This window comes from Microbacterium sp. Y355 (assembly GCF_059445345.1).
The window spans coordinates 72,788-87,530 of record NZ_JCAIUD010000001.1; the positions used below are offsets into that span (position 1 = coordinate 72,788).

Annotated in this window: 9 protein-coding genes; 6 read left to right on the forward strand and 3 right to left on the reverse strand. The window is 64.1% G+C overall.

The window, feature by feature from the left end:
• The first annotated feature begins 63 nt into the window (after window positions 1-63).
• Genes AC1C2O_RS00410 through def form a run of 3 tightly spaced genes read left to right on the forward strand, consistent with a single transcriptional unit; the run spans window position 64 to window position 6,002 of the window.
• Complete coding sequence (locus tag AC1C2O_RS00410; protein ID WP_495428458.1) at window positions 64-3,471, forward strand: pyruvate carboxylase; 3,408 nt, start codon at window positions 64-66, stop codon at window positions 3,469-3,471.
• Between the two features lie 42 nt (window positions 3,472-3,513).
• On the forward strand, window positions 3,514-5,511 hold the full coding sequence (locus AC1C2O_RS00415; RefSeq protein ID WP_495428459.1) for a MinD/ParA family ATP-binding protein: 1,998 nt from the start codon (window positions 3,514-3,516) through the stop codon (window positions 5,509-5,511).
• Window positions 5,511-6,002, forward strand: a complete 492-nt coding sequence (gene def / locus AC1C2O_RS00420) for a peptide deformylase (RefSeq protein ID WP_495428460.1) — start codon at window positions 5,511-5,513, stop codon at window positions 6,000-6,002. The genes AC1C2O_RS00415 and def overlap by 1 nt, the downstream gene beginning before the upstream one ends.
• A gap of 143 nt (window positions 6,003-6,145) precedes the next feature.
• Here def and AC1C2O_RS00425 read toward each other — a convergent pair whose 3' ends face one another.
• Window positions 6,146-7,975 carry an AMP-dependent synthetase/ligase gene (locus tag AC1C2O_RS00425; RefSeq protein ID WP_495428461.1) on the reverse strand — a complete coding sequence of 610 codons (1,830 nt, stop codon included), beginning with the start codon at window positions 7,973-7,975 and terminating at the stop codon, window positions 6,146-6,148.
• 181 nt (window positions 7,976-8,156) lie between these two features.
• On the opposite strand from AC1C2O_RS00425, the gene AC1C2O_RS00430 reads away from it, so the two are divergent.
• The 3 genes from AC1C2O_RS00430 (at window position 8,157) to AC1C2O_RS00440 (ending at window position 11,339) form a co-directional block, all read left to right on the forward strand.
• Window positions 8,157-8,843 (forward strand): lysophospholipid acyltransferase family protein, encoded by a 687-nt coding sequence (locus AC1C2O_RS00430; protein ID WP_495431629.1) that lies wholly within the window; start codon window positions 8,157-8,159, stop codon window positions 8,841-8,843.
• A 38-nt stretch (window positions 8,844-8,881) separates the two neighbouring features.
• Window positions 8,882-10,219, forward strand: coding sequence for a class II 3-deoxy-7-phosphoheptulonate synthase (locus AC1C2O_RS00435; protein ID WP_495428462.1), 1,338 nt, complete (start codon window positions 8,882-8,884; stop codon window positions 10,217-10,219).
• Between the two features lie 460 nt (window positions 10,220-10,679).
• On the forward strand, window positions 10,680-11,339 hold the full coding sequence (locus tag AC1C2O_RS00440) for a hypothetical protein (protein WP_495428463.1): 660 nt from the start codon (window positions 10,680-10,682) through the stop codon (window positions 11,337-11,339).
• A gap of 66 nt (window positions 11,340-11,405) precedes the next feature.
• Here the strand turns inward: AC1C2O_RS00440 and pknB are convergent, their stop codons facing one another.
• Both pknB and AC1C2O_RS00450 read right to left on the reverse strand, forming a co-directional pair.
• A complete protein-coding gene (gene pknB / locus AC1C2O_RS00445) occupies window positions 11,406-13,349 on the reverse strand; it encodes a Stk1 family PASTA domain-containing Ser/Thr kinase (protein ID WP_495428464.1) in 1,944 nt (647 codons plus the stop codon).
• Window positions 13,350-13,422: 73 nt separating this feature from the next.
• Complete coding sequence (locus AC1C2O_RS00450) at window positions 13,423-14,649, reverse strand: LysM peptidoglycan-binding domain-containing protein (RefSeq protein WP_495428465.1); 1,227 nt, start codon at window positions 14,647-14,649, stop codon at window positions 13,423-13,425.
• Between the last annotated feature and the right edge of the window lie 94 nt (window positions 14,650-14,743).

Consider the following 14,743-nt stretch of genomic DNA (forward strand, 5'->3'; position numbering starts at 1 on the left):
ACGACACTCAGCCCCGCCCCGTGTGCGACGAATATGCCGCACGTCGAGCCATCAGAGGTGTGCATGTTCCAGAAGATTCTTGTGGCCAACCGTGGCGAGATCGCCATCCGTGCCTTCCGAGCAGCCTTCGAAGTGGGAGCGCGCACTGTCGCGGTCTTCCCTTATGAGGACCGCGGTTCCCAGCACAGGCTGAAGGCTGATGAGGCCTACGGGATCGGAGAGCGCGGGCATCCAGTGCGCGCCTATCTCGATGTCGACGAGATCATCCGCGTTGCCCTCGAATCGGGTGCTGACGCGATCTACCCCGGCTACGGATTCCTCTCTGAGAACCCCGAGCTCGCCGAGAAGGCAGCCGCGAACGGCATCGTCTTCATCGGGCCGCCCTCGAAGGTGCTCGAGATGGCGGGCAACAAGGTCGAGGCGAAACGCCACGCGATCGAGGCTGGTGTTCCCGTACTTCGCTCCACAGAAGCATCCTCCGATGTGGATGAGCTCGTTGCGCAGGCCGATGGGATCGGATTCCCGCTGTTCGCTAAGGCCGTGGCAGGTGGTGGCGGCCGCGGCATGCGCCGCGTTGCGAGCATGGGCGAGCTCGCACCCGCGCTTGCCGAGGCGATGCGCGAGGCAGAGAGCGCCTTCGGTGACGCGCGGATGTTCCTGGAGCAGGCGGTTCTGCGGCCTCGTCACATCGAAGTGCAAATCGTCGCCGACAAGACCGGTGAGACGGTGCATCTGTTCGAGCGTGACTGCTCGGTGCAGCGCCGCCACCAGAAGGTTGTCGAGATCGCTCCGGCACCGAACCTGGATGACAGCATCCGCACATCCCTGCATGCCTACGCCATCGCTTTCGCGCGCTCGATCGGCTACGAGAACGCCGGCACCGTCGAGTTCCTGCTGGAGACGGCGGGGGAGCGCACCGGTGAGGTCGTCTTCATCGAGATGAACCCGCGTATCCAGGTCGAGCACACCGTCACCGAGGAAGTCACCGACGTCGATCTCGTGCAGACGCAGATGCGCATCGCGGCAGGTGCCACACTTGCTGAACTCGGCCTGCAGCAGGGCGACATTCATCTGCGTGGCGCGGCGCTGCAATGCCGCATCACCACTGAAGACCCCACGCAGGGTTTCCGCCCAGACACGGGCAAGATCACGACCTACCGCTCTCCCGGCGGTGCAGGCATCCGTCTCGATGGCGGCACAGTGCATCAGGGCGCGCAGATCAGCCCGCACTTCGACTCGATGCTCTCCAAGCTCACCTGTCGCGGTCGTGACTTTGAAGCCGCCGTCGGACGCGCCCGTCGCGCGTTGGCGGAGTTCCGTATCCGTGGCGTTTCCACGAACATCCCGTTCCTGCAGGCACTGCTCGCTGATGACGCATTCGTCGCCGGCGACGTCAGCACGTCGTTCATCGACGAGCGCCCTGACCTGCTCCAGGGCCGCGTCTCGAAGGACCGCGGCACCAAAGTGCTGAACTGGCTCGTCGATGTCACCGTCAACAAGCCCAACGGTGCGCACCCCGGCGCGGCAGACCCGGTGTCGAAGCTACCGAAAGTCGACCTCACAACGGAGCCGGTGCCCGGTTCACGCCAGCGTCTGCTGGAGCTTGGCCCGGAGGGATTCGCGCAGAGTCTGCGTGCACAGACCGCCCTGGCGATCACAGACACGACATTCCGCGATGCCCACCAGTCGTTGCTCGCCACTCGCGTGCGCACCAAAGACCTCGTCGCCGCGGCGCCGTATCTCGCCCGTCTCACACCTGAGCTGCTCTCGGTCGAAGCCTGGGGAGGCGCGACCTACGATGTCGCTCTCCGTTTCCTGAGCGAGGACCCGTGGGAACGTCTGGACAAGCTGCGCACCGCGCTGCCGAACATCAACATCCAGATGCTGCTGCGCGGCCGCAACACCGTCGGCTACACGCCCTACCCGACGGCCGTGACCGAAGCATTCGTGGCCGAGGCATCCGCCAGCGGCGTTGACATCTTCCGCATCTTTGACGCTCTCAACGACGTCTCCCAGATGCGCCCGGCCATCGACGCGGTGCGCGCCACCGGCACGTCGATCGCCGAGGTGGCTCTTTGCTACACAGGTGATCTACTGAACCCTGCCGAGGACCTGTACACGCTCGACTATTACCTCGGCCTTGCCGAGCAGATCGTGGATGCCGGGGCGCATATCCTCGCCATCAAGGACATGGCCGGGCTCCTGCGCCCTGCCGCGGCTGCGAAGCTCGTCACCGCGCTGCGTGAGCGCTTTGACCTGCCAGTGCACCTGCACACCCACGACACCCCTGGTGGGCAGCTCGCGACCCTGCTGGCAGCGAGCAATGCCGGCGTTGACGCGGTGGATGCGGCATCCGCTCCGCTGTCAGGCACCACCAGCCAGCCGTCGCTCTCATCGCTTGTGGCCTCCCTCGCCCATACTGACCGCGACAGCGGCATCGACCTGGATGGTGTCTCAGATCTCGAGCCCTACTGGGAGGCCGTTCGTAACCTGTACGCGCCGTTCGAATCGGGGCTGCCCGGACCCACCGGACGCGTCTATCACCACGAGATTCCCGGTGGTCAGCTGTCGAACCTGCGCCAGCAGGCCAAGGCGCTAGGACTTGCGGATGACTTCGAGCTCATCGAGGACATGTACGCTGCAGCCGATCGGATTCTCGGGCGTGTGCCGAAGGTGACGCCTTCGTCGAAGGTGGTCGGCGACCTTGCCTTGCACCTTGCGGCCGTGCGCGCTGATCCTGCAGACTTCGAGGCCAACCCCGAGAAGTACGATGTGCCGGACTCCGTCGTCAGGTTCATGGCTGGCGAGTTGGGTGATCTGCCAGGTGGCTGGCCCGAGCCCTTCCGCACCAAGGTTCTCGCAGGCCGCGAGGTGCGTCTTGGCGAGACGGAGATCTCGGCAGAAGACGAGAAGGCGCTGGCCGGTACCAGCCAGGAGCGTCGCGAGCGTCTGAACACATTGCTTTTCCCGGCTCCGACGCGCGAATTCGCCCAGCAGCGCGAGCTGTTCGGCGACCTGTCAGTGCTCGACACCAGCGACTACCTGTACGGGCTCGTGCAGGGTCAGGAACACCTGGTGGAAATCGACCGTGGTGTGCAGCTCTACGTCGGCCTTGAGGCGATCGGCGAGGCGGATGATCGTGGAATGCGCACCGTCATGACCACGCTGAACGGTCAGCTGCGCCCAGTGTTCGTAAGGGATCGCTCAGTTGCCGTCGATGCGCACGAGGTCGAGAAGGCAGACACGTCCAAACCCGGTCAGGTGGCAGCGCCGTTCTCCGGTGTGGTCTCGCTGAAGGTCGAGGTCGGAGCCTCCGTTCGCGCAGGTGAACCGGTCGCATCCATCGAGGCGATGAAGATGGAAGCGGCCATCACCGCACCCGTCGACGGCGTGATTGAGCGGCTCGCAATTGGCGCCACCCAACAGGTTGACGCAGGTGACCTTTTGGTTGTAATCAGTCCAGCCAAGTAATCTTGTGCGGGCGACACGCTCGCACAAGCTTGGAGTGACACAGTGACACCGAAGAACACACCCGACTCTCCGGAGAATGATTCCCACGGCGTTCTCGACGAGGCAGCCTCGTTGGACACGACCGCCCTGGGAATCATCGGGCTGACCGCGCAGGTCAACGTCGCGCTTCCGCGTGACGAAGACGATGACCTCGTCGACGACTCCGTACTCGACGGCGAGATCCTTTCGGAGCTCGTCGTAGACGAGGAACTCGAGAAGAACGAGACGCCGGTCGGGAACGTGGCAGCTGAGAGGGACGAAGTGCAGGTAGGGCGCATCCAAGAGGATCGCACCGGCATCGTCATCGAACTTCCCCTCGAGGCGCCGGTGGAGGTCGAGGTCGTCGAGGCGATCGTCGATCCAGAGTCGGATGCGCCGAAGGGCGCGGATGCCACGGCCGACGCAGCGCCTGATGCAGCGCCTGATTATGCGGTGACAGCCGAGGTCATTGTGGAACCAGATGTTGAGGTTGCAGCTGCGCCCGCCCCGGTGGAGTCGAAGGCGAAGAAGGGCTCGGCGAAGGCCAAGTCGAAGTCGGTGGCGGAGTCGAATCCTGCGGAGACCACGCCGGCTGAAACGAAGCCTGCGGAGACGAAGTCTGCCGAGCCGAAGCAGGCGGAGAAGCTTGTTGAGCCGACGCAGGCAGTGCCGACGCCAGCGGAGAAGCCGGCCGAGCCGACGCTAGCCGAGCCGACGCCTGTCGAAAAGCTGGCCGCGACGAAGGCTGAGCCTGCCAAGGTTGCAGCGCACCCGGTGGCAGAGACTGTGCCAGCCGCCGCACCTCGCAGCGAAAGCGCCACATCAGCGTGGATCGCCGCCGCGATGAAGCTGGATGCGACGACATCCACGATGCCGGAGCCGACACCTGCGGCATCCGTGTCGCCAAAGAACGCGTCGACAGAGACCCTGTCCGTGGAGAAGACGAAGAGCGAGACCGTGACCACTTCCCAGGAAGACCCGAAGCCCACCGAGACGGCGATCGCGCAGCGACCGGCCGTCAGCCGACCCGAGGTCGCGCTGACATCCAAGCGTCTGGGAGACCAGCTTGGCCAGTCGAATCGCGAATCCGCCGATCTACTGACCGCCGATCGTCTGCTCGACCCGCACCAGCTGACCAAGCCAGAACCGGAAGGTGCGTGGAGCCACTTCCTGTACGCGATCTCCGGACGGCGCATCAACATCGGCGACGGCAAGCGGGCCCGCGCTCGTAAGGCTCTGAGCGCGCGAATCGCCGCTCCGCTCACCGGCGGTGCCCGATTCGTGCCGGTGCTGTCTCGCAAGGGTGGCGTGGGCAAGACCACGATCACGGCACTTCTCGGTATGGCTTTGGCAGACGCCCGTGATGACCGTGTCATCGCAGTAGACGCCAACCCCGACCGCGGGACGTTGGCCGACCGCATCGTGCGTACGAACGGAAAGTCGGTGCGTGACCTCGTTCGCATCCACGAAGAGGTCAAGGGCTACCACGACATCTCTGCGATCGTCGCGCGTGACACCACGCGACTCGACGTGCTCGCATCCGACACTGACCCGCGCATCGCCGAGGCGTTCAACGATGACGACTACCGTGACGTCGCAAACGTCGCTGCACACTACTACTCGCTCGTGCTCACCGACACCGGAACCGGCATCGTGCACTCGGTCATGGGCGCGACGTTGGATCTGGCTGATCAGCTCATCGTCGTCTCGGGGCTCAGCGTCGACGAGGCGCGCCTGGCATCCGAGACACTGACCTGGCTCGAGACCAACGGGTACGAGGATCAGGCGCGAAACGCGATCATCGTGCTCAACCAGTCGACTCCTGGCAGCCCGCTCGTGCGTCTGAACGAGTTGGAGTCGCACTTCGGCACGCGTGCGCGAAGCGTTGTGCGCATGCCGTATGACACTCAGATCGCCGGCGGCGGCACGATCGTCTTCTCCAATCTGCAGCCCGAGACTCGCCAGGCGGCTCGCGAACTGGCAGCGCTCCTGGTCGAGGGCCTGCGCACGAGTGCGGCCTGATGTCTGTTCGTGAGATCCGGGTCTTCGGAGACCCGGTGCTTCGTACGGTGTGTGCGCCGATAGAAGAGGTCGATGAGGGCGTGCGATCACTCGTCGCAGACCTCGTCGACACTGTCGAGCTCCCAGGCCGCGCTGGCGTCGCTGCGCCCCAGATCGGTTTCGCCGTGCGTGCATTCAGCTACAACATCGATGGTGACATCGGCTATGTGCTCAACCCTGTGCTGACCGAGGTGCGGGGCGAGGCGGTGCCTACCGGTGAAGGATGCCTGTCGGTGCCAGGGCTCTGGCACGACGCGCTGCGGCATCCATGGGCACGCGTCGAAGGCGTCGATCTCGATGGAAATCCTGTGGTCCTCGAGGGGGAGGGGCTGCTCGCGCAGGCGCTTCAGCACGAGACAGACCACCTCGATGGCAAGCTCTACCTCACGCGACTCACACCGGAGGATCGTAAGACCGCGATGCGCGAGGTGCGCGAGAGCGACTGGTTCTGACCCTTCGCCTCGCCCGCCACACCGGTCCGCCGAGGCCCCGCTTTCACGCCGAGACCCGGTCCTACTGACGTCAGTAGGACCGGGTCTCGGCGGTAGGACGGGGCGTCGACGCGCTCAGCGACGCGGTCAGCGGCTCGGCGCTGTCAGCCGCCGATCGCCACGTTCGTGGTGTTGACCGGCTCGTCGTAGATCGCGGAGACCTCGTCGGCGAAGTCCGACATGATCACGTTGCGCTTGATCGACATCTTCGGGGTCAGGTGACCACTCGCTTCAGTCCACTCGGAATCGAGGATCGTGAACTTCCGGATCGACTCGGCTCGCGAGACGTTGCTGTTCGCGACGTCAACGGCACGCTGAACCTCGGCTCGGACGGTTTCGTTCTTGGATGCCTCCGCAAGAGTCATGTCTGCGGAGAGGCCGTTGTTGCCGAGCCACGTCGGCAGCATCTCAGGGTCGAGTGTGATCAGAGCCGAGATGAACGGCTTCTGGTCACCAACCACGACGACCTGGCCGATGATCGGGTTCGCGCGAATCGGATCCTCGAGCGCCGCTGGGGCGACGTTCTTGCCGCCCGCCGTGACGATGATCTCCTTCTTGCGGCCCGTCACCGTGAGGAAGCCCTCCGAATCGAAGCTGCCGATGTCACCGGTGCGGAACCAGCCGTCGTGGAAGGACTCGGCGGTCGCCTGTGGGTTGTTCCAATACTCCTTGAAGACGTTGATGCCGCGCACCTCGATCTCGCCGTCGTCCGCGAGGCGGACGCCGACGCCGGGCAACGCCGGCCCCACGGAGCCGATCTTGGACTTGTCCGCGAGGTTCACCGTCGCGGGGGCAGTGGTCTCGGTCAGGCCGTAACCCTCGAGAATCACGACGCCGAGGCTGTGGAAGAAATGGCCAAGGCGAGGACCAAGCGGTGCGGAGCCGGAGACCGCATAGACGATATTGCCGCCCATGGCGGTGCGCAGCTTGCTGTAGACCAGCTTGTCGAACAGCGCGAACTTGATCTTCATCCCGAACGGGATCTTCTTGCCCTCTTCGAGCAGTCGAGAATGCTCGACCGCGGTGGCAGCGGCAGCGCGGAAGATCTTGCCCTTGCCGCCCGCCTCTGCCTTCTGCTCAGCGGAGTTGTAGACCTTCTCGAACACGCGCGGCACTGCGAGAAGGAAGGTCGGCTTGAACGATCCCAGCGCCGGCAGGAGCTGCTTCGTGTCGGGTTGGTGCCCGGTGCGCACGCCCGCATGGATGTTGAGGTGCGAAATGAACCGGGCAAAGATGTGCGCCGTGGTGATGAACAGCAGCGTCGAGGCATCCGGCATCGATACGACCTTGTTGAGAGCCTTCGCCGAGTTGCGTGTCAGCTCAACAAAGTTGCTGTGCGTCAGTACGCAGCCCTTGGGGCGTCCGGTCGAACCAGAAGTGTAGATCAGCGTCGCCATGTCAGATCCCACAGCGAGATTACGGCGCCGTTCGATCTCGGCATCCTCGATGCTGCTGCCAGCGGCGGTGAGGGAAGCAATGGTGCCGAGGTGCATCTGCCAGATCTCGCGAATCAGTGGCAAATCGCCGCGTACTTCGTCGACCTTGGCGAAGTGATCAGCTGACTCGACGATGAGTGCGATGGCGCCGGAGTCTTCCATGATCCATTGGATCTGTGCCGGGGAACTGGTCTCGTAGATCGGCACCATGACAGCACCGGCGTAGAACAGTGCGAAATCGACCAGCGTCCACTCATAGGTGGTGCGGGCCAGGAATCCGACCTTTTCGCCGGGCTGGATACCGGCCGCGACGAAGCCTTTGGCGAGAGCGATCACGCCGGTTTGGAAGTCGGCGGCGCTGATATCGCGCCATCCTTCGCCATCCGGAACTGAGAACAGCGCGAGATTGGGTGTGGCCTCGACGCGCTTCACCAGAAGATCGGTGATGTTCGCCTCGGGATCAGCAGGGACGATCGCGGGGACTTCGAATTGAACCACGGCAACTCCTTCGGTACCGGTCGGGCACGGGTTCTGATGAGTCTAGGGCACAACAGTCTTCGAGACGGGGCGACTTTGGTATTCAGTCGCATAACTATTGAGACTCAGTTGCGCGATTTCGGATGCCGGATCGGGGTGCCGCAATGATCGATGTTGAGCCTCAGGGATAGACTTCGTGACGATGTTCTACTGGCTGATGAAGTACGTCGTGGTCGGCCCCGTGGTCAAGGCGATCTTCCGCCCTTGGATCGTGGGGAGAAGCAACGTGCCCACGCACGGCGCGGCGATCCTGGCGAGCAACCACCTTTCCGTTTCCGATTCGGTATTTCTTCCGCTGCTGATCGATCGACGGATGTCTTTCCTCGCGAAGAGTGACTACTTCACCGGCCGCGGCATCAAGGGGTGGGCGACGAAGTTCTTCATGAACGCCACCGGCCAGATCCCGATCGATCGATCCGGCGGCAAGGCCTCCGAAGCATCGTTGAATACGGGCCTGCAGGTGCTCGGAAGAGGCGACCTGCTCGGCATCTACCCCGAGGGCACGCGCAGCCCTGACGGCAAGCTCTATCGCGGACGCACCGGCATCGCTCGGATGGCGCTCGAGTCGAAGGTCCCGGTCATCCCGATCGTCATGGTCGACACGGATACGGCGATGCCGATCGGTCAGAGCGTGCCGCGTGTGGTGCGCGTCGGAATCGTGATCGGCGAGCCGCTGGACTTCTCCCGGTACGCAGGCATGGAGAACGACAGATACATCCTGCGGTCGGTCACAGACGAGATCATGGTTGCCCTCCAGCGGCTGGGCGAGCAGCAATACGACGACGTCTACGCCTCGAGCGTGAAAGAGCGGATGCCGCGGCGTAATTGACGACGCGACCGGCTGTCCGCGGCCAGTAAGCTGGGGAAATGCCTCAGCAGCACGACGCCCTGGACGCTTGGCGCACACTTCCCATCAAGCAGCAGCCAGCCTGGCCGGACACCGACCGTGTTGCGGACGTGTCGGCGCAGATCGCGACGCTTCCTCCGCTGGTATTCGCCGGTGAAGTGGACAATCTTCGCGATCGGCTTGCTCGCGCAGCATCCGGAAAGGCGTTTCTGCTGCAGGGTGGTGACTGTGCCGAGACGTTCGCTGGCGCGACCGCCGAGCAGATCCGCAACCGGATCAAGACGGTGCTCCAGATGGCTGTCGTGCTCACGTATGGCGCCTCGATGCCCATCGTGAAGATGGGCCGTATGGCGGGGCAGTTCGCCAAGCCGCGCTCCAGCGACAACGAAACTCGTGGCGATGTCACGCTGCCCGCTTACCGTGGCGATATCGTCAACGGCTACGACTTCACCGCGGGGTCCCGCCAGCCCGATCCCGGTCGCCTGCTGCAGGGATACCACACAGCGGCATCCACGCTGAATCTGATTCGCGCGTTCACGCAGGGCGGCTTTGCAGACCTTCGCGAGGTGCACTCGTGGAACAAGGGCTTCGCGTCGAACCCGGCCAACCAGCGCTACGAGCGCATGGCAGTGGAGATTGACCGCGCCATCAAGTTCATGGAGGCCGCAGGAGCCGACTTCGACGAGCTCAAGCGCGTCGAGTTCTTCACCGGTCACGAAGGCCTGCTGATGGACTACGAGAGCCCGATGACGCGCATCGACTCGCGCACCGACACTCCGTACAACACGTCGGCGCACTTCCTGTGGATCGGGGAGCGCACGCGCGACCTCGACGGTGCGCACGTCGACTACTTCTCCAAGATTCGCAACCCCATCGGTGTGAAGCTCGGGCCTACGACGACGCCCGAGACTGCTCTCGCGCTGATCGACAAGCTTGACCCGAACCGCGAGCCGGGCCGTCTGACCTTCATCACACGAATGGGTGCGGGCAAGATCCGTGATGCTCTGCCACCACTGCTGGAAGCGGTGCGCGACTCGGGTGCGACCCCGCTGTGGGTCACCGATCCGATGCACGGCAACGGCATCACCACGCCTACCGGCTACAAGACGCGTCGCTTCGACGATGTGGTCGACGAGGTGCGCGGCTTCTTCGAGGCACACCGCGCCGTGGGGACCTTCCCGGGTGGCATCCACGTCGAGCTCACCGGTGACGACGTCACCGAGTGCCTCGGTGGCTCAGAGCGCATCGACGAGGCAGCCCTCGCGACCCGCTACGAGTCCCTGTGCGACCCGCGCCTGAACCACATGCAGAGCCTCGAGCTCGCCTTCCTGGTGGCTGAGGAGCTCGAGAAGCGCTGAGCCTGGCTCCCGTTCCATCTCCACCCCCACCTCCCGCGAGACTTCGCGTGTGTACTCGAATCGCGCGATTCTGAGGACACACGCGAAGTCTCGCGGTTGGGGGTGTGGATAAGTTCGTGGGGTCGGCCGCAGTTGCGGGCATCATTTGGGGATGCCTCAGTCTCGACCGCTTCCGGAACAGCTGGCGCGCGGGGCATTCACCTTGGAGGATGCGGTCTGCGCCGGAGTTCCTCGGAGCCGCCTTCGTGCAGCGGATGTTGATCATCCACAACGTGGACTTTACGTGCCGAAGACGCTCGAGTCCGATTTTGCGGCGAAATGCCGAAGCCTTGTGCTGTTGTTCAGCGACGATCAGTGTTTCAGCCATCTGACGGCCGCGCGGTTCCTGGGCTGCCCGCTTCCGACTCGGTGGACTCCGGATGAGGCGCTACACGTTCTATCGGTGTCAGACACCGCACCAATGAGGCGTCCTGGAGTCATCGGATGGGAGACGGAGCTCACAAACCTCCCGCACGGCGTGTTCGATGGCGTGCCACTGGTGCGGCCCGCGGATGTCTGGTGTCAGCTGGCAGTCAGGGGAGCGACGGGCGTCGATGAAGACGGCCGCAAGCGGAACCTCACGCATGAATGGCTGGTCGCGGTCGGAGACTATCTGCTGACCGGGCCTAATAAGGACGGGCGTAGGATTCCGCTGTGCACCACGGAGGAGCTATCGGATGCGGTGGCGCGCCGCACAGGGCAGAGAGGCGCCAAAGCCTTGCGGCTCGCGCTCGAGCAAGTGCGCTCACCGGTGCACTCACCGAAGGAAACGATGCTCCGGCTCGCGATGGTGGAATTCGGCCTGCCTGAGCCCGACGTGCAGGTGCCTGTCATGACCGCCGAGGGGCTCAGACATTCAGATCTCGGATACCCGGCAGTGAAGCTGCTGTTCGAGTACCAGGGTGATCACCACCGCACAGACCGGAAGCAGTGGCTCGAGGACCTCACTCGAACGCAACTCTTCGAGGATGCAGGCTACCGCGTGATGCTCGTCGGAGCCGACGACGTGACTGCGCCTAACGTGGCCGCACTGATCGCCCGCATCCGTCGTGCCCTACGCGGCCAACACTTCTCACCATGACCGCGAGACTTCACGTGTGACCTCGAATCGCGCGATTCTGAGGACACACGTGAAGTCTCGCGGTTGCTAAAACGCGCCGCCGATAGTCAAGGTGATGGGCGTGCCCTTGCGCTGATCGCCGGTCGGGCTCTGCGCCTCGACTCGGGTCAGTTCATCGGGCGCGGCATCCCAGAAGCGGTTGTATTCGTAGTTGAATCCCGCGTTCTCAAGCTCGCGCTTCGCCTGATCCCTGGTCATGTCCACTACGTTCGGCACTGCGAAGAGCTGAGGCCCCTTGGAGATAACCAGCGTGGTCGAGTCTCCGGGGCGCCAGTTTTCGCCGCCTTCGCGTTCAGCCATCGAGATCACGATGCCGGCCTCGACCGAGTCGCTGAACTCCTCGACCTGCTCGGCGACGGAGATACCCTTCTCATCGAGAGTGGCGACAGCATCCGCAGCGGACATCCCGACGACATCGGGCAGGCCGCCGAGCGACACAAACAACTCCACAGAATCGGTTTCGAACAGTTCGCACCCGTCACCGCAGATGTAGGACTCACCACCGGCGCGCGGTGTCACGTAGGCGTTGATGACGATGTCTGCCTCTGCACCGGAGTACAGCTCGAGTGTCTCGTCCTGCACCGTCACGTTAAGGGTTCCCAGATAGTCCCTGGCATCCTGCTCTGTGCGGCCGTTTAACGCCTCTACGGTGTGTGCGGCTGGGCCAGTCGAGATGATCACACTCACCTCGGCGCCCTGATCGAGCTTCTCGCCTTCGCCTGGTTCGCTTCGGATCGCGGTTTCGGCATCCACGTCGACCGAACTCTCATCAACGCGTGCCGGCTGGAAACCTTCGTCGACAAGGGCTGCCGCGGCCGCCTCGTAGCTGAGACCGGCAACAGGGGGAACGCCTACGAGAGATCCGGGTCCTGAGCCGAACCACCATCCGATGCCACCGGCCAGCACTGCGAGCAGCAGAACCAGCGACAGTAGGAACGCCCCGCGGGCACGCCGCTTGGAGGTTCTGCGGCGCAGCAGCGTCGCGTTGTCCATGGGTTGAGCCACAGCCACGGGCCCGGTCGGGTCGTCGATGATCATCGTGGCGGGCAGGATCTTGGTGAGCTCGCCCGAGTCGCTCTGCGAGCGCAACGGCGTGGTCGCAGTGGTGGCGGCCATCGGAAAGACCCCGAGTGCGCGCTCGATCTCGCGAAGCCGGTCGAGCATCTGCTGGGCGTTGTCCGGCCGCTCGTCAGGCGACTTCTCGGTCGACCACAGCACGAGTTCGTCGAGCTGTTCCGGCACACCGGGGTTGCGCACGCTGGGGCGCGGCACCGACTCAGTCGCATGCTGGAAGGCGATCTGCATCGGCTGCTCGCCCTTGTACGGCTGCTCACCGGTGAGCATCTCGTAGAGCATGATGCCGAGCGCGTAGATGTCGCTGCGGGCATCAGCGGTGCCCCGCGTGACAAGTTCTGGTGCGAGGTACGCGATCGTTCCGAGCAGTTGCGCACCGGTTGCGGTGTTCGCCGTCGTCGCACGAGCGAGGCCGAAGTCGCCGATCTTGATTCGACCGTCTTCGGCGAGGAGGACGTTCTCAGGCTTCACATCACGGTGCACGATGCCGGCCTTGTGCGCGGCGGCGAGTCCAGCGAGGATCGCATCCATGATCGTGATGGTCTGCGCAATGGTCAGTCGACGCTGCTCGCGCATTAGTTCGCGCAGCGTGATACCCGGCAGATACTCCATGACGAGGTAGGCGAGCTCGCCATCCTGGCCCTGGTCGAAGACGTTGACGACGTGCGGATCGGCGAGCCTGGCCGCTGCGCGGGCCTCCTGGATGAACCGGTCCTGGAAGACGGTGTCGTCACTGAGATGGCCGTGCATCACCTTCAAAGCGATGCGGCGCTCGAGGCGAAGATCGGTGGCGACGTACACGGTGGCCATCCCGCCGCGCGCGATTCGAGCACGCACCCGGTACCGGCCATCGACAAGCCGCCCAATGAGGGGGTCGGCCTGCTGATTGCTCGTCACGTACAGAGTCTATGAAGAACTGGCTGAAAGCCAGGGGAGCGGCTCACCCTTTCGGCGCCGAAACGCCGGGGATTCAGCCATAAAGTGCGATCCATTCGTATGCCGAGGCCTCCCAGGGGCCATAACGCTCCGGGTATGCGGAGATCTGAACGGACTGGGCGGCATCGCTGAAGGGCATGTTCTCCCACCCGGGGATATCGAGCAGACCACGTGTGACCGCACCATTCGGGTCGGACTGACCGCCGAAAAAGACGCGGATGCTGCGATCCCGATCCGTGACCTGCTCTGGCGTGCCCCAGCCGGCGCTAGGACGCTGTTGGAACAGGCCCAGCGAATCGCGGTCGCCCCAATCGAGGTTGCGCAGCCACGACTCGACCATCGAGGTGGCCAGGGCAATGGCGATGCCGCGTTCGGAGACGCCCAGTTCGCGCCCGATCCGGATGATCATGGTCGCGTTCTCAGCTTGCGGTGCGTTCAGCGCGGTTGTCGAGACCGACGCTGGGGTGGATGCCGGAGCTTCCGCGACCGCTTCCGCGACCGCGACAATAATGCTCTGCCCCGGATAGATGATCGACGACGGCTCGAGACTGTTCGCCGCGTACAGCGCCGCCACGGTGGTGTCGTACTTCAGGGCGATAGCGAAGAGAGTGTCGCCGGCAACAACGGCGTGCGTCGTGCCAGCGGTGTCAGGCGCGGCGGGCGGCACCGCGGCGGGGGCAGGCGCTGGGGCCGGCTGAGGACTGGCAGTGCCGGCGATCGCGATGACCTGCCCGGGGTAGATCACCGAGTCATGGCTCAGACCATTCGCCACCAGAATCGCGCCGACAGAGGTGTCATACTTCTGCGCGATGGCGAAGATGGTGTCACCGGCGACCACTGTGTGACCCGTGGCAGCGGGAGCCGGTGCCGGAACCGCTGCGGGTGCCGGTGCCGGTGCAGCCGCAGGGGCCGTGAGCGTCAGAGTCTGGCCCGGGTAGATCACGGAGCGCCAGCCGAGGTCGTTCCACGTGAGCACATCGACGGTCGCGAGACCGAACTTGGCGGCGATTCCTCCGACGGTGTCTCCGCTCTGCACGGTGTAGGCGGCCGGCGTCGTGCTCGCAGGAACCGATATCGGCACTGCTGTTTTTAGCACCACCAATTTCGGCACAGCGACTAGTCGCTGATGCGATCCGGTTTCAGCCGGAATTGCAGCGCTGGCGGGCGCGGCACTGAATGTGCTCGCAAGAACCCCCAGAACTGCGGCTGGAAAGCCGATCTGGGTGTAGCGAGTGCGGTACTGCTCGATGTCGAGTCGCAAGGGTCCCCCTATTTAGACTCTTGAAACGCTGACACGGATGTATACGGATGTCAACCAGAGGGGCAGATGTGGCTCAAGTGAATGATGAGACGAT